Origin of the sequence: Streptomyces aurantiogriseus (assembly GCF_014649375.1) — a bacterium.
Classification (GTDB): Bacteria; Actinomycetota; Actinomycetes; order Streptomycetales; family Streptomycetaceae; genus Streptomyces; species Streptomyces aurantiogriseus.
In genome coordinates this window covers 103,035-127,797 of sequence record NZ_BMSX01000002.1, presented here as the reverse complement: position 1 = coordinate 127,797, position 24,763 = coordinate 103,035, and the positions used below count along the sequence as shown (strand labels likewise).

General features: G+C 70.7%; 19 protein-coding genes. 9 read left to right on the top strand and 10 right to left on the bottom strand.

The window, feature by feature from the left end:
* Positions 1-12 precede the first annotated feature (12 nt).
* Positions 13-663 carry a TetR/AcrR family transcriptional regulator gene (locus tag IE263_RS04045; protein WP_189932257.1) on the top strand — a complete coding sequence of 217 codons (651 nt, stop codon included), beginning with the start codon at positions 13-15 and terminating at the stop codon, positions 661-663.
* Positions 664-761: 98 nt separating this feature from the next.
* Positions 762-1,253: an NUDIX domain-containing protein gene (locus IE263_RS04040; RefSeq protein ID WP_189932255.1), complete on the top strand. Its 492-nt coding sequence runs from the start codon at positions 762-764 to the stop codon at positions 1,251-1,253.
* 15 nt (positions 1,254-1,268) lie between these two features.
* On the opposite strand, the gene IE263_RS04035 is transcribed toward IE263_RS04040, so the two are convergent.
* Positions 1,269-1,469 carry a type II toxin-antitoxin system VapB family antitoxin gene (locus tag IE263_RS04035; protein WP_189932253.1) on the bottom strand — a complete coding sequence of 67 codons (201 nt, stop codon included), beginning with the start codon at positions 1,467-1,469 and terminating at the stop codon, positions 1,269-1,271.
* A gap of 77 nt (positions 1,470-1,546) precedes the next feature.
* On the opposite strand from IE263_RS04035, the gene IE263_RS04030 reads away from it, so the two are divergent.
* The 4 genes from IE263_RS04030 to IE263_RS04015 all read left to right on the top strand — a co-directional run bounded on the left by IE263_RS04030 (position 1,547) and on the right by IE263_RS04015 (position 4,650).
* On the top strand, positions 1,547-2,284 hold the full coding sequence (locus IE263_RS04030; protein WP_189932251.1) for an SIR2 family NAD-dependent protein deacylase: 738 nt from the start codon (positions 1,547-1,549) through the stop codon (positions 2,282-2,284).
* 220 nt (positions 2,285-2,504) lie between these two features.
* The gene (locus IE263_RS04025; RefSeq protein ID WP_229910790.1) at positions 2,505-2,954 is read left to right on the top strand and encodes a hypothetical protein; all 450 of its coding nucleotides are present in this window, start codon (positions 2,505-2,507) and stop codon (positions 2,952-2,954) included.
* Complete coding sequence (locus IE263_RS04020; protein WP_189932248.1) at positions 2,951-4,339, top strand: hypothetical protein; 1,389 nt, start codon at positions 2,951-2,953, stop codon at positions 4,337-4,339. The genes IE263_RS04025 and IE263_RS04020 overlap by 4 nt, the downstream gene beginning before the upstream one ends.
* Complete coding sequence (locus IE263_RS04015; protein WP_189932246.1) at positions 4,339-4,650, top strand: hypothetical protein; 312 nt, start codon at positions 4,339-4,341, stop codon at positions 4,648-4,650. The genes IE263_RS04020 and IE263_RS04015 overlap by 1 nt, the downstream gene beginning before the upstream one ends.
* Before the next feature lie 105 nt (positions 4,651-4,755).
* Here IE263_RS04015 and IE263_RS04010 read toward each other — a convergent pair whose 3' ends face one another.
* The 4 genes from IE263_RS04010 to IE263_RS03995 form a co-directional block, all read right to left on the bottom strand.
* Entirely contained in the window at positions 4,756-6,330 is a 1,575-nt protein-coding gene (locus tag IE263_RS04010; protein ID WP_189932244.1) for a right-handed parallel beta-helix repeat-containing protein, read from the bottom strand.
* Between the two features lie 262 nt (positions 6,331-6,592).
* On the bottom strand, positions 6,593-7,075 hold the full coding sequence (locus IE263_RS04005; RefSeq protein ID WP_189932241.1) for a methylated-DNA--[protein]-cysteine S-methyltransferase: 483 nt from the start codon (positions 7,073-7,075) through the stop codon (positions 6,593-6,595).
* Between the two features lie 8 nt (positions 7,076-7,083).
* A complete protein-coding gene (locus tag IE263_RS04000; protein ID WP_189933142.1) occupies positions 7,084-8,580 on the bottom strand; it encodes an AlkA N-terminal domain-containing protein in 1,497 nt (498 codons plus the stop codon).
* A 103-nt stretch (positions 8,581-8,683) separates the two neighbouring features.
* A complete protein-coding gene (locus IE263_RS03995) occupies positions 8,684-10,801 on the bottom strand; it encodes a heavy metal translocating P-type ATPase (RefSeq protein WP_189932239.1) in 2,118 nt (705 codons plus the stop codon).
* Between the two features lie 35 nt (positions 10,802-10,836).
* Here IE263_RS03995 and IE263_RS03990 point away from each other — a divergent pair, with 35 nt between their 5' ends.
* Both IE263_RS03990 and IE263_RS03985 read left to right on the top strand, forming a co-directional pair.
* Positions 10,837-11,193, top strand: a complete 357-nt coding sequence (locus IE263_RS03990) for an ArsR/SmtB family transcription factor (RefSeq protein WP_189932238.1) — start codon at positions 10,837-10,839, stop codon at positions 11,191-11,193.
* Between the two features lie 37 nt (positions 11,194-11,230).
* Positions 11,231-12,379: an MFS transporter gene (locus IE263_RS03985; protein WP_189933140.1), complete on the top strand. Its 1,149-nt coding sequence runs from the start codon at positions 11,231-11,233 to the stop codon at positions 12,377-12,379.
* Positions 12,380-12,668: 289 nt separating this feature from the next.
* On the opposite strand, the gene chvE is transcribed toward IE263_RS03985, so the two are convergent.
* From chvE to lpdA, 3 genes are all read right to left on the bottom strand, one after another.
* Positions 12,669-13,760: a multiple monosaccharide ABC transporter substrate-binding protein gene (chvE, locus tag IE263_RS03980; protein ID WP_189932235.1), complete on the bottom strand. Its 1,092-nt coding sequence runs from the start codon at positions 13,758-13,760 to the stop codon at positions 12,669-12,671.
* Positions 13,761-14,153: 393 nt separating this feature from the next.
* A complete protein-coding gene (locus IE263_RS03975; protein WP_189932233.1) occupies positions 14,154-14,627 on the bottom strand; it encodes a DUF7144 family membrane protein in 474 nt (157 codons plus the stop codon).
* 112 nt (positions 14,628-14,739) lie between these two features.
* Positions 14,740-16,152, bottom strand: a complete 1,413-nt coding sequence (gene lpdA, locus IE263_RS03970; protein WP_189932231.1) for a dihydrolipoyl dehydrogenase — start codon at positions 16,150-16,152, stop codon at positions 14,740-14,742.
* 84 nt (positions 16,153-16,236) lie between these two features.
* On the opposite strand from lpdA, the gene IE263_RS03965 reads away from it, so the two are divergent.
* On the top strand, positions 16,237-16,563 hold the full coding sequence (locus IE263_RS03965) for a DUF6980 family protein (protein ID WP_189932229.1): 327 nt from the start codon (positions 16,237-16,239) through the stop codon (positions 16,561-16,563).
* Positions 16,564-16,594: 31 nt separating this feature from the next.
* Here the strand turns inward: IE263_RS03965 and IE263_RS03960 are convergent, their stop codons facing one another.
* Complete coding sequence (locus IE263_RS03960) at positions 16,595-20,512, bottom strand: glycoside hydrolase family 2 TIM barrel-domain containing protein (protein ID WP_189932227.1); 3,918 nt, start codon at positions 20,510-20,512, stop codon at positions 16,595-16,597.
* A 160-nt stretch (positions 20,513-20,672) separates the two neighbouring features.
* Positions 20,673-24,716 carry a bifunctional nitrate reductase/sulfite reductase flavoprotein subunit alpha gene (locus IE263_RS03955; protein ID WP_373311880.1) on the bottom strand — a complete coding sequence of 1,348 codons (4,044 nt, stop codon included), beginning with the start codon at positions 24,714-24,716 and terminating at the stop codon, positions 20,673-20,675.
* Positions 24,717-24,763 lie beyond the last annotated feature (47 nt).

Below are 24,763 nucleotides of genomic sequence, written 5' to 3'. Positions count from 1 at the left end.
GGTGGCAGAGCAGTGGCGGAGAAGACGGGCACGAAGACCCCGCGCGAGCGCTACCGCAGTCAGGTGCGCGCGGAGATCAAGGAACGCGCGTGGGAGCAGATCGCCACGGCGGGGGCGTCCGCGCTCTCCCTCAACGCGATCGCCAAGCAGATGGGCATGAGCGGACCCGCCCTCTACCGGTACTTCGCCGGCCGCGACGAGCTGATCACCGAGCTGATCAGGGACGCTTACCGCAGCCTCGCCGACACCTTCCGCGCGGCCTCCGCCTCCGGTGCCGACGTCGCCGCGCTGGCGCACGCCCTGCGCGGCTGGGCGCTGGACGACCCCCAGCGGTACTTCCTCGTCTACGGCACACCCGTCCCGGGCTACCACGCGCCCGACGACGTCACCGCGATCGCGTCCGAGATCATGGCGACCCTGCTCGACGCCTGCGCCGCGCTGCCCCCGGGCGACTTCGCGACGCCGTTCGCGACCCATCTCGAAGGCCACCGGCAGTGGGCGGACGGCCACCCCGCCCCGCCCGCGGCTCTCCACCGCGCCCTGGCCTTCTGGACCCGGCTGCACGGCGTCCTGTCCCTGGAACTCGCGGGCCACTTCACCGGGATGGGTTTCGACCCCCCACTCCTCTTCGCCGCCGAACTGGAGGACCTGTCGGCGCACTGACCTCGCGACCCCGCCGACCGCGCCTGACCGCCCCACTCGCTGTCTGCCGCGCCGGGCAACGAGGCCGGGGCAGCCGTCGAGCTGGTTACCCTTCGAGCATGACCACTGCTGACTTCGCCGCGTACATCGCCTCTCTGCCCCGTGTTCTGGCCGGCGCCGCCGCCCTCTTCCGGGACGCCGAGGGGCGGGTACTGCTCGTGGAGCCCAACTACCGTGACGGCTGGGCGCTTCCGGGCGGCACGATCGAGTCCGACGACGGCGAGACCCCGCGCCAGGGTGCCCGCCGGGAGACGCTCGAGGAGATCGGCCTCGACCGCGAGCTGGGCCGGCTGCTCGCGGTGGACTGGGTGCACGGCACACACCGGCCGCCGCTGGTGGCGTACGTGTACGACGGCGGAGTCCTCACCGACGAGGACTTCAAGGCGATCCGGCTGCAGGAGGAGGAGCTGCTGTCCTGGCGGCTGGTCCCGCGCGAGGAGCTCCCCGACCACCTGCTGGGCTCGCTCGGCCACCGGGTGCTGGCCGCCCTCGACGCCCTGACGGACGGCTCGGGGACGGCCGAGCTGGAGAACGGGCGCCGGGTGGCCTGACCGCCGGACAGGCCCTCAGGCCTCCACATCGCGCGGTTTGGCGTCCACCGCCCGCAGCGCCTCGTCGCGCGTGGCCGTCCGGGCCTCGGTGCGGTGGCCGCGCTCGATGTAGTCGCGGACGACGAGTTCGACGGCGTCCTGAGGGCTGCCCACACCGGTGAGCACCATGATCTCGACGACGAGGTCGGCGTCGAGGGAGACAGTGACCTTGGCCATGTCCGGACGGTAGCACCGGCCGCGGCCGTCCGATATCCGTTCGCAGCTCCCGGATCCCGCGGCCTACCCTCGGTCACATGACCAAGCCCCTCGTCGCCATCCTCAGCGGCGCCGGAATCTCCACCGACTCCGGCATCCCCGACTACCGCGGGCCGAACGGACTGTGGCGGCGGAATCCGGAGGCGGAGAAGCTCGTCACCTACGAGTACTACATGGGCGACCCGGAGATCCGGCGGCGGTCCTGGCAGATGCGCCGCAAGAACCGCACCCTCCGGGCCGAACCGAACGCGGCACACCGCGCGGTCGCCGAACTGGAGCGGGCCGGCGTGCCGGTGCGGGTGATCACACAGAACGTCGACGGGCTCCACCAGCTCGCCGGAATGCCCGCCCGCAAGGTCCTCGAACTGCACGGCACCGCCCGCAGCGTCGTGTGCACGAAGTGCCACGCGCGCGGCCCGATGGAGGACGCGCTCGCCCGCGTCGCCGCCGGCGAGGAGGACCCGCCGTGCCTGGAGTGCGGCGGCATCCTGAAGTCGGCGACCGTGATGTTCGGCGAACGCCTCGACCCCCAGGTTCTGGGCGAGGCCGTCGCCATCACCAAGGCCTGCCAGGTGTTCATCGCCGTCGGCACCAGCCTCCAGGTACAGCCGGCGGCAGGACTCGCGGGCGTCGCCGCCGACCACGGCGCCCGCCTGATCATCGTCAACGCCGAACCGACCCCGTACGACGAGATCGCCGACGAGATCGTACGGGAGCCGATCGGGACGGCACTGCCGCGGCTGCTGCGGACGCTGAGCGGCGAGAACGACTCCTGAAGCCCCGCTGGGCTCGCGCTCCACTGCCCGGCGGGAGGGATCGCGGTCCCACCCCTCCGTCCATGTCGTTCCTGGCCTCCCATGGGAGCGCACATTGTGCACGGCCGGCCAAGACCGTGTGTCGACCTGCCCGCAGGCGGAGTGGCGAGGTTTTGGTGCGCACCTCGCCAGTGGCATGATCGATTGGCTGTTCGAGACAACGAGCTGGAGGGGGAACAGGTTGTCTTTCGAAGAGGAATGGGCCCAGTTGAAGGCCGACGCGCTGGCGCGTCAGCAGACCGGCATGCAGATCGACCAGCTGCCGGCAGACGGAGGCGGTGGGGCCGGCGCGCCGGCCGCAGGCTCCCTGGTGGCCAAGGCCGAGTCGATCAACGGGAACTCGAATCTGCTGATCGAGATCGCGGGCTTTCTCCACGAGGGGCGGCCCGATGCCGAGCTGACCACCATGGCCCGGCAGCCCCGGACGCCCGAGGACGTGGCCAAGCAGGTGGCACGGTTCGCCGGATTCGCCGACGACCAGTACCTGGACGCGGTCGCCCTGTTCGCGGCGCTCTCCACTCGCCTGAGGACAACCGGCAGCACCTTCGTGAAGATCGATGACGACACGGCTCAACGCTTCCTGGACAACGTGCTCGAGTACGGCCAGTACGTCGCCCCGGAGGCACGATGAGCAGCGGCATCAGTCACCGCAAGGACGTCGAGTTCCTGGAGAGCTGCAACCCGCCCCTCGTCGAACGGAACGCGGACGAGTTCAAGCGTCTGCACGACATGCTCGTGGCGGTCGACCCCTCCGCCGAGCGAGCCGAGAAGCACACGCGGTGGAAGAGCGAGGGCAGTCAGCACTATGAGGCCCGGCTCGCCGAGGGGCGCAAACTGCTCGCGCAGCTCGCGGAGGGCTATGCCAAAGCCGCCGGCGCCCTGCAGAGCTACGCGTTCGCGCTGGAGGTCGCCAAGGCCCACTACGCCAACGGCAAGGCCAACGAGCAGGCGCTGGCAGAACTGATCCACACCAAGGGCACGGCGATCACTCGTGAGGCCCAGGAGGCGGAGCCGATGCGCCAGTGGGAGGACATGCGAGCCACCACCGGCGTCATGGACTTCTTCGCCGAGCTGACCATGGACGTCGACGACATCCGCGACGACGCGAACCGGCTGCACGACGCCGCCGGTGGGGACTTCCATCTGGCGAAGACCACGGAGCACGAGGCGCGGGAGATCTGCGTGCACGAGCTCAAGCAGGCCTACGACCTGCTGCCGGACTTCCGCATGGGTTTCATCCAACGCGTCGACTTCGTCTCGGCGATCTCGGAGCTGCGGCGAGAGGCAGCCGAGGCGAGCACGAACCCGTTGACGCGGCTGCCCGGCAGTGGGCCCAAGCAGGACTACTACCCCAGCGCCGGCGACGACATCGTCTCCCCGGCCTTGCGAGACATCCGCCTCCAGGTCGCCAACCTTCCGGGCGCGCAGGACAGTTACTGGAGCCCGCCGTCCAACGACCAGGAGCGGGCCGACTGGATCGCGGCGAACAAGGAAATCATCAAAGCCGCGGCTCGAAACTCGGGACTGCCGCCGGACATGGTTGCCGGTATCGCGTGGCAGGAGATCGGCGGACAGCCCGGCATCCTGGACGACATGACCGACACCATCCGCGAGCAGGCGGATTCTCCGTTGAGCCCGATCGCTCCTGAGAGCCTGCCGTGGCGCCTCGGCGGTGATCCCGACAACACGTCCATGGGCCCCATCGCCATCCAGGTGCGACGCGGCGCCGAGGTCCTCGGTTACGACCCCGAGCACCTCACCGACCAGCAACGCGGCATGGTGGAACAAGCCCTGCAGGACCCCGCGCAGAACATCTTCATCGCCTCGGAGTACCTGGCCCAGCTGAAGGCGGAGAGCGAGTTCGCCGATGTGCCGGCCGAGGAGATGACGCCGGCCCAGTACCAGGAACTCGCCGCACGCTACAACGGCGGCCCGTACTGGGAGACCGACGACGCCCAGGTCTACGGGCGTGGTTTCAGGAACGATCTGGACGAGGCAAGGAACGCACTGCGCTGATGACCGGCCCTTCCCACGTGGACGACGACCGCGGTTGCCTCCGCCTGGTCCTCGCCGTACCCCTCACCCTGCTCACCCTCATCGCCGTCTTCTTCTGCTGGACGGCATTGACCATCAGGCCGTCCGGCGTCTGGGACGACGACGCCTACGCCGGGATCGTTCTGTCATGCGTGCTCACCATCGCGGCTGCTGGAGCGGCGGCAGCGTTGTGGCTGGTGCCTTCGGTGAGGAGGGCCGTGCCGTGGTGGTGGATACTTCCGGCACTGTTGTCGGGCGTGGTTGCAGGAGCGCGATGGGCCGTGAGCGGGTAGGTCCACCGCCACCGTCGCGCGTCACATCTGTCCGACCGTGGTGGCCGTGGTGCGAGGTGTCCCGGGCCCCGGCAGGCGGGACGGCGGCCGGGGCCCGGGAGGGGATCACTGCGTTGCCCGGTTGCCGCCGAAGGTCACGACGAGGCGGCCGTCCGTGGCGAAGGACCAGTTCAGGGCGCCCGCGTAGGAGGAGCAGCGGGATCCGTTCGAGCCGGACCAGAACTGGTTGGAGCTGTCGGCGTTGCCGATGATGCGGTCGTTCGTGCCGCTGCCGCTGCGGCACGAGGTGTTGTTGCGGAACACCGAGGTCCCGGCGTCGAAGTTGTAGTTGCGCTGGGCGTTGTCGATGCTGATGTTGTCCGACACGGTCATCGTGCCGGGGTTGCTGTTGTAGGTGAACCCGTGCTTGCCGTTCTTGTAGGCGATGCTGCGCCGGACGATGTGGTCGACCGCGATGTCCTCGCCGCCGAGCTTGTAGCCGTTGCGGTCGCCGTTCCCGGCCTGGGAGCCGTCGCTGAGGGTGCCGTTGTCGTAGGCGAGGGAGTCCTCGATGGTCACCGGGCCGATGGCGCCGGTGTCCGACTTGGTGTAGAGGTCCCAGCCGTCGTCGATGTTGTTGTGGGCGACGGCGTAGCGGAAGACGTTCCCGGCGCCGGTGGTGAGTTTCGCGGCGAAGCCGTCGGCGTCCTCGCCGTCGGAGTCGGCGTTGTCGTGGGACTCCGCGCTCAGGATGAGGTTGTTGGACGGCCACTGCTCCTTGGGGGTGGTGGAGGCGATCCGTCCGAGCTGCAGCCCCGTGTCGCGGTTGTGGCGCGTCACCGTGCGCTCGATGACGTTGTTGCTGCCGCCGACGTAGATCCCGTTGTCACCGGCACGCTCGACGACGACGCCGTGGACGTGCCAGTAGGAGCCGTTCACCTGGAGGCCGCGGTTCGACGAACTCTCGCTCTGCGCCGAGAAGTTCAGCACCGGGGTCTCGCCCGGGTAGGCGGACAGCTTCGTGCGGGCGCTCGACGTGCCGTTGTTGCCGACCGGGATGGTGATCGTCTGTGCGTGGTGGTAGGTGCCGCCGCGCAGGTAGATCGTGCCGCCGGGGGTGATGCGGCTGATCGCCGAGGTGAGCGTCGTCGGGGCCGACTGCGTGCCGGCCGCGCCGTCCGTGCCGTTCGGCGCCACGTACAGCGCGGTGCTCGACGGCGGCGGGGTGGTGCCGCTCGTCTCGACGTCCAGGTAGTCGATATTGGGCAGGCCCACGGAGGTGGTCGGGTTGAACCGGATGGTGTTGCTGCCCGCGTTCAGCGGCACGGTGAGGGTCTTGGTGGCCCAGGTCGACCAGGCGCCCGTGGCCTCGAAGGACGGAGTCTGCACGGTGGACCCGTTGACGATCAGGGCAGCCGGGCGCGCGGTGGTGGCGCCGTTGGCGAACCGGACGCTCAGCGTCGCCGTGCCCGCGGCGGGGGCGTTCACGGTGAACTGCGCGTAGGCGCCGGTGGTGTTGGTGGCGTTGCAGAATCCGCTGCCGGAGTAGCCGGACCAGTCGGAGTCGATGGTGCCGGTGCAGACCGCCGGCGAGCTCTCGGCCTCATAACGGGTGGACGCTGCCTGCGCCGTGGTGCCGGACAGCGCGACGAGCGTGCCGGCCAGCAGGCTGACGCACGCGATGAGGGGTCTCCGTTGCATCGTTTGTCTCCAGGTGGGTGGGCTCGACCGACGAGGGGGCTCAGTGCCCCCTTTCGCTGCGGCGGTCCCTGGTGCGACGATGCGTTCCGTTCGACCATGTGAACATCATCGGCAACCAGACATCGCGCGCGGATGACCGAAGTGCTTGTTTGGGAAGGTAAGCGCTTGCCATATACGCGTCAACGGTCGTGCATCTGATTGCCGTTCAAGGAGATGAACGATTCTCCGGGCTCATCACCGTCTACCGGAGGGGGTGCGCCGATCAGAAGAGCACCGCTCCGCTCTCGAGGTTCAGCAGGCGCCGCTTGCGGTCGAGGCCGCCGCCGTAGCCGGTGAGGCTGCCGCTCGCTCCGACCACGCGGTGGCAGGGGACGATGATGCCGACGGGGTTCTTGCCGTTGGCGAGGCCGACGGCGCGGGAGGCCGTCGGGTTGCCGAGGGCTTCGGCGAGTTCGCCGTAGGTGCGGGTCTCGCCGTAGGGGATCTTCCGCAGCTCGGACCAGACGGCGCGCTGGAACGGGGTGCCGTGCAGGCGGAGTTCGAGGGTGAACTCCTTCAACTCGCCTGCGAAGTAGGCCTCCAGCTGTTCCTCGGCGGCGCCGAAGAAAGTGTCGTCGCGCGGGCCGAAGCTCTCCTGCGGTGGGCGGTGGCGCTGTTCGGTCATGTAGAGGCCGCACAGGACGCCGTCGTCGGCGACGAGGGTGAGGGGACCGTACGGGCTGTCGATGACGGTGTGCTGCTTCACGGGGTTCCTTACACGGGCAGGAAGTTGATCGGGTGGCTGTCGGTCGCCCACAGGTACTGGACCGCGTAGGCCCGCCAGGGGCGCCAGGCCGCCGCGCGGGCGGTGAGCGCCGCCGGGGTGGAGGGCAGGCCCAACTCCTGGGCGGCGCGCCGGATTCCGAGGTCGGTGGGGAGGAAGGCGTCGGGGTCGCCGAGGGCACGCATCGCGATGACGTCGACCGTCCAGGGGCCGAAACCGGGGAGGGAGAGGAGGCGGGCACGGGCCTGGGACCAGTCGCTCTCCACACCCAGGTGCAGGGTGCCGTCGGCCAGTTGGGAAACGAGGGTGGTGAAGGTCGTGCGACGGGTGCGGGGCATCCCCAGGGACTCGGGGTCGAGTGCGGCGAGGGCCTCGGGGCTGGGGAAGAGGTGGGTGAGGCCGCCTTCCGGGTCGTCGACCGGGTCGCCGTGCGCGGTGACCAGGCGGGCCGCGTGGGTACGGGCGGCCGCCGTGGAGACCTGCTGGCCGAGGACCGCTCGGACGGCGAACTCCGCCTCGTCGACGGTGCGGGGCACCCGGCGGCCGGGGGCCTTGTCGACCAGGGGCGCGAGCTGCGGATCCGTGCGCAGCTGGTCGTCGATGGCGACCGGGTCGGCGTCCAGGTCGAGCATGCGCCGACAGCGGCTGATGGCGACGGTGAGGTCGCGTAGATCACTGAGGGTGAGACGGCAGCCGATGTGGTCGGGGTTCGGGGTGAGCGCCACGATCCCGTGCCCGTAGGGCAGGCGGAGTGTGCGCCGGAAGGCTCCGTCGCGCCATTCCTCCACGCCCGGTACGCCGGTCGCGGCGAGGTGGCCGAAGAGGTTGTCGGGGTTGAGCGGGGCACGGAACGGGAGGCGGAGAGTGAGCGTGCCGGGGGTGCCCGGGGTGCCGGTGTGCACCGCCGGGGTGGCCCCGTTCTTCTTCGGGACGCGGGCCCGCAGTTCGCTCGGGGAGAGGGCGAAGACCTCACGAACGGTGTCGTTGAAGGTACGGACGGAGGCGAAGCCGGCGGCGAACGCCACGTCCGCCATGGGCAGTTCGCTGGTCTCGATGAGCAGCCGAGCGGTCTGGGCACGCTGGGCGCGGGCCAACGCGAGGGGCCCCGCGCCGAGTTCGGCGAGGAGTTGGCGCTCGACCTGGCGGGTGCTGTAGCCGAGGCGGGCGGCCAGGCCGGGCACGCCCTCGCGGTCGACGACACCGTCGGCGATCAGCCGCATGGCGCGGGCGACGAGATCGGCTCGCTGGTTCCACTCCGGGGAGCCCGGGCTGGTGTCGGGCCGGCAGCGCTTGCAGGCCCGGAAGCCGGCCTGCTGGCAGGCGGCGGCGCTCGGGTGGAAGGTCATGTTCTCCGGTTTGGGCGCCACCACCGGACAGCTCGGACGGCAGTAGATGCCGGTGGTCAGGACCGCCGTGAAGAACCAGCCGTCGAACCGCGCGTCCTTGGACTGCACGGCACGCACACAGCGCTCCCGGTCGGTGTACATCCCGTTGTACATCCCGTTCTGCATGCGTCCAGCATCGACCACCGGCCCGAAGGGCGCTGGCGAGAATCCGACATCAACCTCCCCTGTCCAGCGCCGCCGCCGATCACCCCTGCCAGGCCCGCTCCCGCAGCAGCCGCAGCCCGTTCAGCCCGACCAGCACGGTCGAACCCTCGTGCCCGGCCACGCCCAGCGGAAGAGGGAGGTGCCCGATGAGGTCCCACAGGACGAGGCCGGTGATGAAGGTCCCCGCGATCACCAGGTTCTGCAGCACCAGCCGACGGGCGGTCCGGGACAGCCGTACGACCGCGGGGATCGCGGTGAGGTCGTCGCGCACGACGACGGCGTCCGCCGTCTCCAGGGCCAGGTCGGAGCCCGCCCGGCCCATCGCCACGGCGGAGTGGGCGGCGGCCAGCGCGGGCGCGTCGTTGACACCGTCACCGACGAACAGCACCTTGCGGCCGGAGAGTTGGAGCTCGCGGACGGCGTTCACCTTGTCCTCGGGGAGCAGATCCGCGCGGATGTCCGTGATGCCGGTGGCGTCGGCGACACGGGCGGCGGCCTGCGCGTTGTCGCCGGTGAGGAGGACGGGGGTGGTGCCGGTGAGGGCGGTCAGGGCGGCGGTGGCCGCGGGGGCGGCGGGGCGGAGACGGTCGGTGAGGGTGAGGGTGCCTGCCGGGGTGGCGTCGACGGTGATGAGGACGGTGGTGCCGGGGGGTGGGGTGGGTGTGGGGGTGGGGGTGGCTGCGGGATGCCGCATACCGTCGACAGGGGCGGGCGTACGGTCGGCGAGATCCTGCATGTCGTCGACCCCGAGCCTACGGTCGGCGAGATCCCGCATGCCGTCGACTCCCTCGCGACGACGGTCGGCAGACTCTCGCATACCGTCGACCTCGCGCCCACGGTCGACAGAATCCTCCACGCGGCCGACCCTCACCTCACGCCCTTCGACCACCGCCGAGACTCCCCACCCCGGCGTCGCCACGAAGTCCCCCGCCGGCGCGATCCGCAGCCCCCTCCCCCGCGCCGCGCCCACGATCGCGCGGGCCAGCGGATGTTCGCTGGGGTGCTCGGCGGCGGCGGCCAGGGCGAGGAGGGAGTCCTCGTCGAGGCCGGAGCCGGGCAGGGGGGTGACGTCCGTGACCTCGGGGGTGCCCTCGGTGAGGGTGCCGGTCTTGTCGAGGGCCGCGGTGTCGATCTCACCGAGGCGTTCCATGGCGACCGCCGACTTGACCAGGACGCCGTGGCGGCCGGCGGTGGCGATGGCGGAGAGCAGGGGCGGCATGGTGGCCAGCACGACCGCGCACGGGGAGGCGACGATCATGAAGGTCATGGCACGCAGCAGGGCGTCGGTGAGGTTCGCGCCGAAGGCGAGCGGCACGGCGAAGACGGTGAGGGTCGCGGCGACGACGGCGACGGCGTAGCGCTGTTCGATCTTCTCGATGAACAGCTGGGTCGGCGCCTTGGTGCGGGAGGCCTCCTCGACGAGGGTGACGATGCGGGCGATCACCGAGTCGGCGGGGTCGCGTTCGACGCGGACGCGCAGGGCGCCGGTGCCGTTGAGGGTGCCGGCGAAGACCTCGTCGCCGGGGCGCTTGACGACGGGCAGGGGTTCGCCGGTGATGGTCGCCTGGTCGGCCTCGCTGACGCCGTCCTCGACCCGGCCGTCGGCGCCGATGCGCTCGCCCGGGCGGACCAACAGCAGGTCGCCGACGGCGAGTTCGGTGGCCGGGACGGTCTCCTCGCCGTCGTCGGTCAGGCGGGTCGCGGTGTCGGGGGCGAGGTCGAGCAGGCCGCGGACGGAGTCGGCGGTGCGGGCGGTGGCCAGGGCCTCCAGGGCGCCGGAGGTGGCGAAGATGACGATGAGCAGGGCGCCGTCGAGGACCTGGCCGATCGCGGCGGCACCGAGCGCCGCGACGATCATCAGCAGGTCGACGTCGAGGGTCTTCTCCCGCAGGGCCCGCAGGCCTTCGAGGGCCGGTTCCCAGCCGCCGGTGACGTAGGCGACTGCATACAAGATCCCGTACACCCACGACGGTGCGCCGCCGACGTCCAGGCCGAGACCCAGCAGGAAGGCGACGGTGGCGGCGAGTGCCCAGCGGGCCTCGGGGAGGGCGAGGAGGCGGGTCCGGCGGCGGGGTGCTGTGGGGCCGGACGCGGCGGTCGACGGGGAAGCGAGAGTCGTGGACACGCGGCCACCATACAGGAACACATGAAGACTCATTCATTCGTTCATGTGCGGTGGGTAAGATACCCCGCATGGGTCATGGAGCCGTCACCCCCGCAGCCACCGAGCGCGTACGCCTGGACGCGGGCAACGTGGCCAAGGTGGCCACCACCCTCCAGGCCCTCTCCACCCCCTCCCGGCTGCTGATCCTCGCCCGCCTGCGTGAAGGGCCGCTCCCCGCGACGGAGTTGGCCGCCGAGGTGGGCATGGAGCAGTCCGCGTGCTCGCACCAGTTGCGGCTGCTGCGCAACCTGGGCCTGGTGGTCGGTGAGCGGCGCGGCCGGTCGGTCGTCTACGCGCTGCACGACCACCACGTCGCCGAACTCCTCGACCAGGCCGTCTACCACGTGGAGCATCTGCGGCTGGGCCTCAGTGACACCGCCGAGTGATCCGGCGAGCGGGCCGAGCGGCGCTCCGCGCGGGCGGATGTGGCCGCTGTACGCGGCCGGTTTCACCACCGCGTTCGGCGCGCACGGCATCGCCGCGAACCTCGGCGGCGACAGCGATGACGCCGTCACCTCGCTGCTCGTTCTCGGCGGGCTGCTCGCGCTGTACGACGGCGCGGAGGTGCTGCTGAAGCCGGTGTTCGGCACGATCGCCGACCGCGTCGGCGCACGTCCGGTCCTCCTCGGTGGCCTCGTCGCCTTCGCGGTCGCCTCCGCGCTGTACGTCGTCGTGGACAGCGTCGGCTGGCTGTGGGCGGCCCGGCTGGGCCAGGGTGCGGCGGCCTCGGCGTTCTCACCGGCGGCCTCGGCGCTGGTGGCCCGGCTCAACCCGGCGGCCGGGCATGGGCGGGCGTTCGGCAGTTACGGCTTCCACAAGTCCGTCGGTTACACGCTGGGTCCGTTGCTGGGCGGGGTGCTGGTGTGGGCGGGCGGGCTGCGGCTGCTGTTCGGGGTACTCGCCGTGCTCGGTGCCTGCGTCGCCGTATGGGCGGCCGTCGCGGTGCCCGTCGTACCGCCGCTGCCGCGGGCGCGGCAGACCGTCGTGGATCTGGCGCGGCGGCTGGCGGATCGGGGTTTCCTGGTGCCGACGGGCGCGCTCGCCGGGGCGACGGCCGCGCTCTCGGTCGGTGTCGGGTTCCTTCCGGTGTCCGGTGCGGCGGCGGGGCTCGGGACGGTGGCGACCGGGGCCGCGGTGTCGGTGCTGGCGGCCTGCGCGGCGGTCGTACAGCCGCGTGCGGGGCGGGCGTTGGACGCCGGGCGGCTCACCGCACGGGGCGGGCTGGCCTGCGGGACACTCGTCGCGGCGACCGGGTTGGCGTGCGCGATGCTGCCGGGGCTTGCGGGCGTGCTGCTCGCCGCGGCGCTGATCGGTGCCGGTACGGGGCTGATCACCCCGCTCGGGTTCGCGGCCCTTGCCGCGTCGGCCCCTCAGGAGCGGTTGGGGCAGACGATGGGGGCGGCCGAGTTGGGACGTGAACTCGGGGACGCGGGCGGGCCGTTGGTCGTGGCGGGGGTCGCAGCGGCGACGACGTTGACGTACGGGTACGGGGTGTTGGCGGTGTTGTTGGTGTGCGGGCCGGCGTTGGCGGTGGTGCTCGCGGGGAGGCGCAGGGTCTCATCGAGGCCGTAGGTCTCACCGGGCCATACGTAGCTCTCCCGGACCCGCAGGCGCCCCGACCGGAGGTCTTTCTTCAGGTTCCGGCCTCGCCGTCAGGCAGGAGTGCGGCGATGCCGCAGGGGCGACGGCGAGGCCGGTGAGCGGCAGCATTCCTGCGGACGGCCCGCGGGCCCCGCCCGACGCAGGAGTGGTTCTCGAGCCCTTGGAGCTCCCGGAGCAGAAGTGTGCCGCCGCCTGGCCGACGCTCTCCTCGTACTGCTCCGCCGGTGCGGGCGCGAGAGGGTTTCGCCCTGGCGTGCGGCTACTTGAGCTCGGCGGCGGTGTAGTAGCCGCCCGCGACGAGGACCAGGTCGTAGTTGGTCTTGTCGACGCTCGTCGGCTGCAGCAAGTAGGCGGGCACGGACTTGACGCCGTTGTTGTAGGCCCTTCTGTTGTTCAGTCTCGGCGTCCTGTCGTTGAGTATGTCTTCGGCCATGTCCGCGGCGACCTCGGCGAGCTCGCGGACGTCCTTGTAGATGGTCTGCGACTGCTCACCCGCGATGATCGATTTCACCGAGGGAAGTTCGGCGTCCTGACCGGTGATGATCGGGAGGGGCTTGCTGCCGGAGCCGTAGCCGTCCGCCTTCAGCGCGGACAGGACACCGAGGGAGATGCCGTCGTACGGTGACAGGACCGCGTCGACCTCCTTGCTCCCGTACGTTTCGGCGAGGATGTCGTTCATGCGCTTCTGCGCGGTGGGCCCGTCCCAGCGCAGGGTGGTGACCTGGGTGAGCTTGGTCTGGCCGGACTGGACGACCAACTGCTTGCTGTCCAGGTACGGCTGCAGGAGCGCCATCGCACCGTCGAAGAAGTACTTGGTGTTGTTGTCGTCGGGGGAGCCGGCGAACAACTCGATGTTGAACGGGCCCTTGCCGTCCTCCAGGCCGAGCTTGTCGATGATGTAGCGGGCCTGGAGCCGGCCGACCTGCTCGTTGTCGAAGGAGACGTAGTAGTCGACGTTCTTGGTGCCGAGGATGAGCCGGTCGTAGGAGATCACCGGGATCTGCGCGTCGGCGGCCTGTTGGAGCACGCCGTTCAGCGACTTGTTGTCGATGGCCGCGATGATCAGCGCGTCGACGCCCTGCTTGATCAGGTCCTGTATCTGTGAGACCTGGTTCTTCGGGTCGTCCTCGCCGTAGACCAGCTTGGCCTCGTACCCCTTGGTCTGCAGGTCCTTGACGACGCTTTTGCCCTCGGTGACCCAGCGCTCGGAGCCCTGGGTCGGCAGGGCGATGCCGATGGTGCCGCCGCCGCCCTCGGAGCTGCCCTCACTGTTCTGGCCGCAGGCGGACAGGGTGAGGGCGAGGGAGGCGGCTCCGGCGAGGGAGGCGAGCGCGGCTCTTCGGTTGCGCATGGTGATCGTTCCTCGTACTTCTCGTCGTCGAGAGGGGGACGTCGTATCGGATGCCGATGGGGAAGCGGTGGAGCGGGCCGGCCAGGCGGCGGGCAGGCCGAACGCCGAGGTCATCGGGGTTCTTGATGCACATGTCCAGGGGGAAGGAACAGCCGACGGCTCTCGCTGAGCGGTGTGCACCTGTGCATACGCGCCACGGTGTCCCGGCCACGTGGGTGCTGATACCGGTGCTGCGCAGGGCACTTGCCTTTCAACTGTTCGAAATATCGTCACCTGGTCGCAATGTTGGCGTGACGCTAAGAGGAGGGTGTGCGGAGTGTCAACGGGGCGTACAGGAACGGTTCCGCAAAGTTGTTGGAGAAGCGGTCCCGCGTGCGGACAGCGGAAGGCTTCTCAGCCCACGCCCTCCCGGTGCGACGCCAGTGCCCGGATCACGAACACGTCGAGCGCCATCACCACGACCGACCAGAGAGGTTCATGGGGCAGGAAGAGGAACTGGGCGACCAGGCTGAGCGAGGCGAGGAGGATGCCCGGGAGGCGGGCCCAGGCGGTGTCCTTGAGCAGGCCGGCGCCGGTGACGGCGGCGAGGACGCCGAGGACGAGGTGGAGGGTGCCCCAGCCGGTTCGGGTCAGTGCGTAGACGTAGGAGCCGACGCGGGCGTGCACGTCGTCCTCGGCGAGGGCCGCGATGCCCTGGAGGACGGCGAGGACGCCGCCGCACAGCATCAGGACACCGGCGAAGGTGACGCCGTCGGAGGCCCGGGCGTCGCGCGGGGAGGAAGTGCGGGGACCGCCGGGCGGCACGGACCAGGCGGTGCCGATCTCGCCCTGCGGGGAGCCGGTCGGGCGGCTCTGGTGGGAGGTCATGGACGGGCGTCCCTTCCGCGGGGCTCCGTTGCCCTCGGCATCCAGGACATCCCGGGCGTACGGCGGCGGCGAGCGCGGCGGGGCCGTCCGGGTGAACGGCCCCTTCACGCGCTCACATGTTGATCATGTGTCCGGCGAGGCCGTGGATCGCCTCCTGGATCGCCTCACCGAGCGTCGGGTGGCCGTGCACATTGCGGGCCACCTCGTGGACGGTGAGGTCCCACTTCTGGGCCAGGGTCAGCTCGGGCAGCAGCTCGGTGACCTCCGGGCCGATCATGTGGCCGCCGATCAGCTCGCCGTACTTCGCGTCGCTGATCAGCTTCACGAAGCCGGTCACGTCCCCGAGGCCGTGCGCCTTGCCGTTGGCGGTGAACGGGAACTTGGCCACCCTGACGTCGTAGCCGAGGTCGCGGGCCTGGGCCTCGGTGTAGCCGAAGCTGGCGATCTGCGGCTGGCAGTAGGTGGCGCGCGGGATCATCACGTAGTCGAGCTCCATGGTCTCCGCGTCCGCGAGGGTCTCGGCGGCGACCACGCCCATCGCCTCGGCGGCGTGCGCGAGCATCAGTTTCGCGGTGACGTCGCCGATGGCGTAGATGTGCGGGACGGAGGTGCGGCAGCGGCCGTCGACGTCGATGGCGCCGCGTTCGGTGACCTTGACGCCGGTGTTCTCCAGGCCGTAGCCGGTGACGTTCGGGGCGAAGCCGATGGCCTGGAGGACCTTGTCGGCCTCCAGGACCTGCTGGTTGCCGTCCTTGCCGGTGACGGTGACGCGGACCTGGGGGCCGGACTCGTCGATGGCGTCGACACGGGTGGAGGTCAGCACGTCGATGCCCAGCTTGCGGTACTGGCGGGCGAGTTCGGCGGAGACGTCGGCGTCCTCCAGGGGCGCGACGCGGTCCAGGAACTCGACGATCGTGACCTTCACGCCGTAGTTGTGCAGGACGTACGCGAACTCGATGCCGATGGCGCCGGCGCCCGCGATGACGATCGACTGCGGGAGGTCCTCGGCGAGGATCTGCTCCTCGTAGGTGACCACGCGGGAGGTGCGGCGGGTGCCGGGGAGGAGCTTGGGGGTGGCGCCGGTGGCGATGATGCAGTGGTCGAAGCCGAGGGTGCGGGTGTTGCCCTCGTAGTCGGTCACCTGGAGGGTGTGCGGGTCGAGGAAGGTGCCGCGTCCGTCGTACTCGGTGATCTTGTTCTTCTTCATCAGGTAGTGGACGCCCTTGACGCGGCCGTCCGCGACCTTGCGGCTGCGGCGGAAGGCCTCGCCGTAGTCGAAGGAGACCTGTCCGTCGACCTTGATGCCGAAGGTCTTCGCCTCGCGGGTGACGATGTGGGCGAGTTCGGCGTTGCGCAGCAGGGCCTTGGTGGGGATGCAGCCCACGTTGAGGCAGACGCCGCCCCAGTACTTCTCCTCGATGACGGCGACGCGTTTGCCCAGTTGGGCGGCGCGGATGGCGGCGACGTAGCCGCCGGGGCCGGCGCCGAGGACCACGACGTCGAAGCGTTCGTCCTGCTCGACCATGGGAGCTTCCTTTTCCGTGGAGTGCGTGACGGGTGATGCGTCGTTCCCGTCCGATTCTTCCGTGTCGTCGGGCAGAATGCGCGAGTGATCGAACACTGTTGTGACGCGATGAACAGGCAGGTGGACTGGCGGTGCGAGGTGCACGCCGATGTCTTCGAGTGTCCGGACGCGCTGGTGCGGTTCGTGCCGAAGTTCCAGGAGTACGGGCTGATCGTCCACGACGGGGGTACCGCGAAGATCGGGATCGACTACTGCCCGTGGTGCGGCGCGCGGCTGCCCGCGTCGCAGCGGGACCGGTGGTTCGACGAGCTGGAGGCGCGCGGGATCGACCCGTGGGAGGACGAGGTCCCTCCGGAGTTCGAGGACGGCCGGTGGCTGCGGGGGGACCTGGGCACGGTCACCGAGCGGTGACCGTGCCCGGGCCTGTTGCCGGAAGCAGCTGCTAGGACGTTGCCGTGGGGCGGCGTGAGGCCCTCATCGCCTCCGCGACGTCCTTCAGCGGGCGCAGCCGGTAGGTGTACGCGTAGTCGCGGTCGGCGAACAGCTTGTACTCGTCGTGGGTGTGCGCGCCCCAGCTGTTGTCGCCGCCGACGCCCATCTGCCGGTGGTTCAGGCGCAGGACGACTTCGGGGCGCGGGGTGAGCTGGTAGTCGTGGCGGGCCCCGACCGACAGGTCCTCGGGGGTGAAGTGCGAGGCGTTGACCTCCAGCAGGGGCTCACCGGAGACGAGCAGGCCGCGGCCGTGGCGGTCGGTGAGGGCGACCCAGCGGACGTCGGTCTTGTTGCCGTTCTCCTGGGGGCGCAGGTAGGAGGTCCACTGCCCGGTGACGGTGCCGGAGTACAGGCCCACGTCGGTGGCGTTGTTGCGGTCCCAGTGGTTCTCCTCGGGGCCGCGGCCGTAGTAGTGCAGGTGCTCCAGCCGCGCCGGCAGGAACAGCAGTGTGCCGACCTCCGGGATGTACGGCAGGTTCGAGGCGCCCGGGTGCAGGGTGTTGTCGACCTTGATCTCACCGTTTCCGAAAACGGTGTAGGTGGTGGTGTACGTCGATTCCGTCGTCGTGGGCAGTGTGCCGGCGACCTTGATCTCGACGGCCCGGTCGCGCACCGCCCGCACGCTCACGCCGGTGACGGTGCGGTGGGCTCCGGCGTCACGCCAGGTCTGGTTGCGGGTGTGGTGGCCGTTGCCCCGGTCGTTGTCGGTGGGGGCCCGCCAGAAGTTCGGGGCCGGGCCGGAGGAGATCAGGGGAGCGCCGCCGGCCTCGTACGACGTGATGAGGCCTGACTTCTTGTCGACGGTGACCGAGAAGCCCTTGCCGGTGACGGTGACCGACGTGTCGCCGTCCTCATGGCTGAGCGCCGGGACGCCGGCCAGGGACACGGGCGTGACGGCGGGGCTGCCGGCGTCGACGGCGAGTTGCTGTTTGGCCACCTCGAAGCCGGCCTTGGCCCACTTGGTGGTCTCCCTGGTGGTGAAGGACAGGTGCAGGAAGTACTCGGCGCCCGGCGCCGGGTCGCCCGGCACCTCGAACGGCACGATGATGTCCTTGCTCGACAGCGGTGCCACGTCCAGTTGGGCGCGGCTGAGCCTTCCGCGCCGCACCACCTTTCCGTCGCCGACGAGTTCCCACCGTCCGTCGAACGCGCGGAGGTTGGTGAAGAGGTACTCGTTGGTGAGGGTGACCGCCGCTCCGGGGGCGAGCCGGTCGCCGGAGGCCGGGGCGGCGTTGACGGCCTGGTAGATCTGCTTGACCTCGGCGGACTTGCCGGTGGGTCCGCGGTCGGCGGTGACGATGCCGTCCCCGGAGAAGGCCCCGTCGTTGGGGTTGTCGGCCCAGTCGCCGCCGTAGGCGTAGAACGTCCTGTCGTGGGGCCGTTTCTCGATGAGGCCGACGGTGGCGGCGTCGAACCAGAACCGTACGCCGTCGTCGCCGGGGCCCCGGCTGTCGGAGGCCAGCTCGGCGGCGCTCAGCGCGCGGGCGTACACGCGGGCCCGGCGGATGGTGCCGCTGAACTCCCGGGTCGGGTTGTCGACGTCGGTGGCCAGGGACAGGGAAGCGGTGTTGTTGCCGGGGCGCCGGGTGGTGGTCCGGGTGGCGCGCGCGGAGCCGTCGACGTGGAGGGTCAGAGTGCCCGTCTCCGCGTCGAAGACGCCCGCGACGTGGTGTTCGCGGCCGGTCCAGTCGTCCGGGAGCGCCCAGCTCACGGTGATCCACTGGCCGCCGCCGTGGATGAAGAACTCCAGCGTCCTGTCGGTCTGTTTCAGGGCGTACTGGGTGTCACCCTTGGCGAGGATCGGCTGATGGTAGCCGGTCACACGGGGGGTGATCCAGGCCTCGAGAGTGAGGGAGCCGGTGAGGTCGAGGCGCGTGTCGCGGGCGAAGACGGTGCCGCCGGAGAGGCCCTTGTCGCGGGTGAAGGTGCCGCTGGGGGCGATGATCTCGCCGCGGAGCGCGGCCGGCCCGGACTCGGTGAGCAGCTTGCGGGTCGGGGTGGGCCAGCTGAGGGCCTGGTCGACGAAGTCCCAGATCCAGCCGCCCTGCAGCACGGGGTAGCGGCGGACGAGGTCCCAGTACTTCTTGAAGTTGCCGTTGGAGTTCCCCATCCCGTGGGAGTACTCGATCATGACGTACGGCCGGGTGTCGGTCGTGTCCTTCGCCCGTGCCTCGACACGGGAGGGGCTGTCGTACATCTCGGAGCGGATGTCGCTGATCCCCGGGCGGTCGTCGCCCTCGTACTGGATGACGCGGGTGGGGTCGTAGGAGCGGATCCAGTCGTACATGGCGTTGAAGGTGCTGCCGCCGCCCGCCTCGTTGCCGAGCGACCAGATGACCACCGAGGCGTGGTTCTTGTCGCGGTGGACCATGTTCTGGGCGCGGGCCACGCACGCGGTGGTCCACTCGGCGTGGTTGCCGGGGTACTCGCTTCTGATGCCGTGGGTCTCGAGGTTGGTCTCGTCCACGAGGTACAGGCCGTACTCGTCGGCGAGTTCCAGCCACAGCGGGTTGTTGGGGTAGTGCGAGGTGCGGACGGTGTTGATGTTCAGCCGTTTGATGATCTCGATGTCCTGCACCATGTCCGCGCGAGTGAGGGCCGAGCCGTGGACCGGGTGCATCTCGTGCCGGTTGGTGCCCCGGAAGGAGACCGGCTTGCCGTTGATCCGCATCAGGCCGTCCTTGAGGGCGAACTCGCGCAGGCCGACGCGGTGGGAAAGGGTTTCGATCACCTTGCCGGCGGGGTCACGCAGGCGGAGGACGGCGGTGTAGAGGTACGGGTCCTCGGCCGACCAGAGCCGGGGCGCGGGGACGGCCCTGGCGGCGCGTACGGTCGCTTCCCCGCCGGCTTCGAGGTCGACGGTCTGCTGGAGGGGGCGGGGCCAGACGGGGTGACCGTCGGCGTTGTACAGCATTGTGTCGACTGTATACCGACTACCGGATCCCCCACCCTCCCCCGCCCCGTAGTCCCGCACGCTCGCCGTGACCGACAGCTCGGCCGCCTTGTAATCGGCGCTCAGCGGGGTGTCCAGTTTGAAGTCGCGCAGGTGCACGGTCGGTGTGGAGTACAGGTAGACCGAGCGGAAGATGCCGCTCAGCCGGATCATGTCCTGGTCCTCCAGCCAGTCGCCGTCGGAGTAGCGGTAGACCTCCACCCCGATCTGGTTGGTGCCGGGCTTGAGATGGGGGGTGATGTCGTACTCGGCGGGGTCGTAGGAGTCCTCGTGATAGCCGACCAACTCCCCGTTGATCCAGACGTAGTGGGCGGACTTGACCCCTTCGAAGTGGAGGAACGTCCGCCGTCCCGACCAGTCGCGCGGGACCGTGAAGGTGCGGCGGTACTGGCCCACGGGGTTGTAGCGGGTGGGGGCGACCGGCGGCTGGGCGTCCTCCCCCAGGCCGTTGGGACCCCACCACGGGTAGGTGATGTTGATGTAGATCGGGCGGTCGTAGCCGTGCAACTGCCAGGCGGAGGGGACGGGGATGGTGTCCCAGTCGCTGTCGTCGAGGTCGGTGCGGTGGAAGTCGACGTCGCGGTCGTCGGGGCGGTCGGCGTACGCGAATTTCCAGGTGCCGTCGAGGCTCAGCCGGTACGGGGAGCGGGTGCGGTCGGCGGCGAGGGCCTGGCCGACGGTCGCGTACGGCATGAGCGTGGTGTGCGGGGGTTCGGCGCCGAGGCGGAAGACGTCGATGTGGCCGTTCCACTCGGGGGTGCCGTCGGCCGCGGCGGCCCGGTGGACGGTGGACGGTGCGGAGAGGGCGAGCGCGCCGAGGACGGCGGCCGATCCCTCCAGGAGACGACGACGGCTGACGAGCGCCCGCTGGGGGCGGTCCGGCCGGTCCATGGGCGACACGTGCGGGTGCGACATGACCATGACCTTCCTCGGGGCGAACCGTGCGGCTGCACGGACGGAGGGTGCGTCAGATCTTGTCGGATAGTGTTGAGAAATCGAACAGGGGCGCGCCGCGATGGCCGAATATCAACTCTCTTCGGCGCAACGCGACTTGGCTCACTCCCGTCACCGACCGTCAGTACACGTCCCGCACGTACCGCTTCTCGGAGGCGAGCTGCTTGACGTACGCGGCGGCCCGCTCCTCGTCCAGGCCGCCGTGGACGACGGCGATGTCGTGCAGCGCCCGGTCGACATCCTTGGCCATGCGGGAGGCGTCGCCGCAGACGTAGAAGTGGGCGCCGTCCTGGAGCCAGGACCACAGCTGGGAGCCGTGCTCGCGCATCCGGTCCTGCACATAGACCTTGGCACGCTGGTCGCGGGAGAAGGCGGTGTCCAGACGGGCGAGGCTGCCGTCGGCCAGGAGGGAGGTCAGCTCCTCCTCGTAGTAGAAGTCCGTCGTCCGGCGCTGCTCGCCGAAGAACAGCCAGTTGGGCGCCCGGTGCCCGCGGGCGCGGCGCTCCTCCAGGAAGCCGACGAAGGGTGCCACACCGGTGCCGGGGCCGATCATCACCATGGGCGTGGCGGGGTCGGCGGGCGGCCGGAAGTGCGGGGAGCGCTGCACGTGCACCGGCACCTCGGTGCCCGGCTCGGCGTCCGCGAGGAAGGGCGAGCAGACGCCCTGGCGGGGGCGGCCGGCCAGGTTCTCGTAGCGCACGACGGAGACGGTGAGCGAGACGAGGTGGGGGTCGGTCAGCGGGCTGGAGGATATGGAGTACAGGCGCGGCTGGAGCCGGCCCATCACCTCGGCCCATTCCTGGGCGTCGGCCCGGATCCCGAACTCGGCGGCCACGTCGACGGCCTGCCGGCCCCAGGACCACTTCGCCAGCTCGCCCTTGTTGTCGGGGCGCAGCAGTTTGCGCAGTTCGCGCGGGTCGCGGGTGCGGTCGGCGGTGAAGCGCAGCAGGGCGGGGCTGACGCGGGTGATGTCGAGGTGGCGCAGCAGGGCCTCGCCGAAGCCGACGTCACCGACCCCGTTCACCTGCACGCGCGCGTGCGCGTCGAGACCGGTGACGGCCAGCCACTCCGCCACCAGCTCCGGGGAGTTGAGGGGGCGCACGCCGAGAGCGTCGCCGGCCTCGTAGACGAGCGGGGTCTCGCTGTCGCGGGTGTCGAAGGTGAAGCGGCGCACCTCCTTGCCGGAGCCGGGCAGGCTCAGCAGCCGGTTGCCGACGAGGCGGGCGGTGACGGGGGCGGGACGCCTGGAGCGCGCCGGGGCGGCCGGCGCCAGGGCCACGGGCGCCGGGCTCACGGCCTGCGTGGTGGTCTCCTCGGCCTCCTCGGCCTCCCCGGACTCCTCCGCCTCCTTGAGCGCGATGAGCACCTGTTCCAGCCAGGCCTCCGCCTGCGGTTCGTATTCCGGCTCGCAGTCCGTGCGCGGCGCCAGCCGTACGGCGCCCAGCTCGTCCATACGACGGTCCAGCCGGCGACCGTGCCCGCAGAAGTCGTCGTAGGAGGAGTCGCCGAAGGCGAGGACGGCGTACCGGCGGCCTTCCAGGCGGTCGGCGTCGGATGCGGCGAGGCCCGCCCAGAAACCGGCGCCGTTGTCGGGGGCGTCGCCGTCGCCGAAGGTGCTGGTGATCAGCAGCAGGTCGGCGTCGGAGGGCAGCGCGGCGGGGTCGGCCTCGTCCATGGCGACGAGGGAGGCGGTGTGGCCGCCCGCGGTGAGCCGCTCGGCGGTGGCGGCGGCGAAGTCCTCGGCGTTGCCGGTCTGCGAGGCCCACAGGATCACGACCTGGCGCCCTGCGGGCCGCTGGGGGGCGGCGGCCGTGCGGGAGTACATCCCGGCGAGCGTGCCGTTGACCCACAGGGCGTGCTCGGGGCTGAAGGGCGCGTCCGGCGGCAGCACCGGGACGCCGGGGGCACCGGCCTGGATGCCGGCGAGGAAGCCGACCAGGTACTGCCGTTCGCGCTCGGTCAGGACGGGCGGCGGGGTGGGCTCCAGGCCGAAGACGGAGGCGGCGGAGGGCTGGACGGCGGTGGGGACGAGGACCGGCGCCTCGGTGACCGGTGTCTCCCGCGCCGGGGTCTGCAGGCTCACCGGTGTCGACACCTTCGTCAGCGACACCGCGCACACCTTCAGCTCGGGCTGGAAGGACAGCGGGTCGACGGCGTCGCTGGTCACCGCGTTGACGCTGAGGTACTCGCCGAACAGGTCGTTCCAGTGGAACGGCGCGAAGCAGGATCCGGGCAGCACCCGGTCGGTGACGACGGCGGGCAGGACGGCCCGCCCGCGGCGCGAGGCGACCTCCACCGAGTCGCCGTCGGCGATCCCGAGCCCGGCCGCGTCCCGCGGGTGCACCTCGACGAAGGGGCGCGGGTTGAGCTTGTTGAGCTTGGCGACCCTGGCGGTCTTGGTCAGGGTGTGCCACTGGTGCTGGAGGCGGCCGGTGTTCAGCACGAACGGGTAGTCGTCGTCCGGCATCTCGGCGGGCGGGACGTGCGGACGGGCGTGGAAGACGGCACGGCCGCTGGGGGTGGCGAAGGTGAGCGAGCCGTCAGGGTTGACGTACCGGACGGGGTTGCGGGCGGGGCCGTCGGCGGTGGCGGCCGGCCACTGCACGGGGGTGGCGCGCAGCCGCTCGTAGGTCACGCCGCGCAGGTCGTAGCCGGTCTGCGGGTTGTAGGCGCCCTTGATCTCCTCGAAGATCTGCTCGGCGCTGTCGTAGGAGAAGCCGTCCTCGTAGCCCATGGCGCGGGCGACGGCGGCGATGAGGCGCCAGTCGGCCGTGGCCTCGCCGGGCGGGTCGACGGCGGGCCGGGCGAGGGTGAGGTTGCGCTCGCTGTTGATGAGGACGCCCTCGGTCTCGGTCCACAGGGCGCCCGGCAGGACGACGTCGGCGTACGCGTTGGTCTCGGTGTCGGCGAAGACGTCCTGGACGACGACGAACTCGGCGGCCTCCAGGCCCTCGATGACGGTCTTGCGGTTCGCGACGGAGGCGACGGGGTTGGTGCAGATGATCCAGCAGGCCTTGATCTCGCCGTCGGCCATCTTCCGGAACATCTCGACGGTGCCCTTGCCGACGCCGTCGGCCCGGATGGTGCCGGGCTTCAGCCCCCACAGCTCCTCGACGAAGGCGCGGTCGGCGTCGGCGAGGACGGAGCGCTGGCCGGGGAGTCCGGGGCCCATGTAGCCCATCTCGCGCCCGCCCATGGCGTTGGGCTGGCCGGTGAGGGAGAAGGGTCCGCTGCCGGGCCGGCAGATCTTGCCGGTGGCGAGGTGCAGGTTGACCAGGGCGTTGGTGTTCCAGGTGCCGTGTGTGGACTGGTTGAGGCCCATGGTCCAGCAGCTGGTCCACTCCCCCGCCTCGCCGATCAGCCGGGCGGCCTCGCGCAGGTCGGCCTCGGGGATGCCGGTGATCCGGGCGACGGTGGCGGGCGGGTAGTCGGCGAGGAACTCCGGCATCGCCTCCCAGCCCTCGGTGTACGCGGCGACGAAGTCGGGGTCGGTGTGCCCGTTCTCGTGCAGCAGGTGCAGGAGGCCGTTGAGCAGGGCGAGGTCCGTACCGGGGGTGACCTGGAGGAACAGGTCGGCCTTCTCGGCGGTGGCGGTGCGGCGCGGGTCGACGACGATCAGCTTGGCGCCGGCCTTGACCCGGTCCATCATCCGCAGGAAGAGGATGGGGTGGCAGTCGGCCATGTTGGAGCCGATGACGAGGAAGACGTCCGCCTTGTCGAGGTCGTCGTACGAGCCGGGCGGCCCGTCGGCGCCGAGGGACAGCTTGTAGCCGGTGCCGGCGCTCGCCATGCACAGCCGGGAGTTCGACTCGATCTGGTTGGTGCGCAGGTATCCCTTGACCAGCTTGTTCGCCAGGTACTGCGCCTCCAGGCTCATCTGGCCGGAGACGTAGAGGGCGACCGCGTCGGGCCCGTGTTCGTCGACGATCGCCCGCAGCCGCCGGGCCGTCTCGGCGACCGCCGCGTCCACGGAGGCGGGCTCCGGCTCCTCCCCGCGGTCCGCGCGGACGAGGGCGGTGGTGAGCCGGCCCGGTGCGGCGAGCATCTCGGCCGTGGTCGCACCCTTGGTGCACAGCCGGCCGAGGTTCGCGGGGTGTTCTTTGTCACCGGACGCTTTGAGGACCGTACGCCGTCCGTCCGGTCCTGAGCCGATGTCGAGGACCATGCCGCAGCCGACACCGCAGTACGAGCAGACCGTGCGCACCTTCGTCG

What these genes read in the sequence shown, in the direction of transcription:
- IE263_RS04020 (WP_189932248.1), top strand. Translation starts at nt 2,951, where the DNA reads ATGAGCAGCGGCATCAGTCACCGCAAGGACGTCGAGTTCCTGGAGAGC.
- IE263_RS04030 (WP_189932251.1), top strand. Translation starts at nt 1,547, where the DNA reads ATGACCAAGCCCCTCGTCGCCATCCTCAGCGGCGCCGGAATCTCCACC.
- IE263_RS03955 (WP_373311880.1), bottom strand. Translation starts at nt 24,716, where the DNA reads ATGGTCCTCGACATCGGCTCAGGACCGGACGGACGGCGTACGGTCCTC.
- IE263_RS03985 (WP_189933140.1), top strand. Translation starts at nt 11,231, where the DNA reads ATGTGGCCGCTGTACGCGGCCGGTTTCACCACCGCGTTCGGCGCGCAC.
- IE263_RS03995 (WP_189932239.1), bottom strand. Translation starts at nt 10,801, where the DNA reads ATGAGTCTTCATGTGTTCCTGTATGGTGGCCGCGTGTCCACGACTCTC.
- IE263_RS04010 (WP_189932244.1), bottom strand. Translation starts at nt 6,330, where the DNA reads ATGCAACGGAGACCCCTCATCGCGTGCGTCAGCCTGCTGGCCGGCACG.
- IE263_RS04000 (WP_189933142.1), bottom strand. Translation starts at nt 8,580, where the DNA reads ATGTACACCGACCGGGAGCGCTGTGTGCGTGCCGTGCAGTCCAAGGAC.
- IE263_RS04035 (WP_189932253.1), bottom strand. Translation starts at nt 1,469, where the DNA reads ATGGCCAAGGTCACTGTCTCCCTCGACGCCGACCTCGTCGTCGAGATC.
- chvE (WP_189932235.1), bottom strand. Translation starts at nt 13,760, where the DNA reads ATGCGCAACCGAAGAGCCGCGCTCGCCTCCCTCGCCGGAGCCGCCTCC.
- IE263_RS04040 (WP_189932255.1), top strand. Translation starts at nt 762, where the DNA reads ATGACCACTGCTGACTTCGCCGCGTACATCGCCTCTCTGCCCCGTGTT.
- IE263_RS03990 (WP_189932238.1), top strand. Translation starts at nt 10,837, where the DNA reads ATGGGTCATGGAGCCGTCACCCCCGCAGCCACCGAGCGCGTACGCCTG.
- IE263_RS04015 (WP_189932246.1), top strand. Translation starts at nt 4,339, where the DNA reads ATGACCGGCCCTTCCCACGTGGACGACGACCGCGGTTGCCTCCGCCTG.
- IE263_RS03960 (WP_189932227.1), bottom strand. Translation starts at nt 20,512, where the DNA reads ATGTCGCACCCGCACGTGTCGCCCATGGACCGGCCGGACCGCCCCCAG.
- IE263_RS03975 (WP_189932233.1), bottom strand. Translation starts at nt 14,627, where the DNA reads ATGACCTCCCACCAGAGCCGCCCGACCGGCTCCCCGCAGGGCGAGATC.
- lpdA (WP_189932231.1), bottom strand. Translation starts at nt 16,152, where the DNA reads ATGGTCGAGCAGGACGAACGCTTCGACGTCGTGGTCCTCGGCGCCGGC.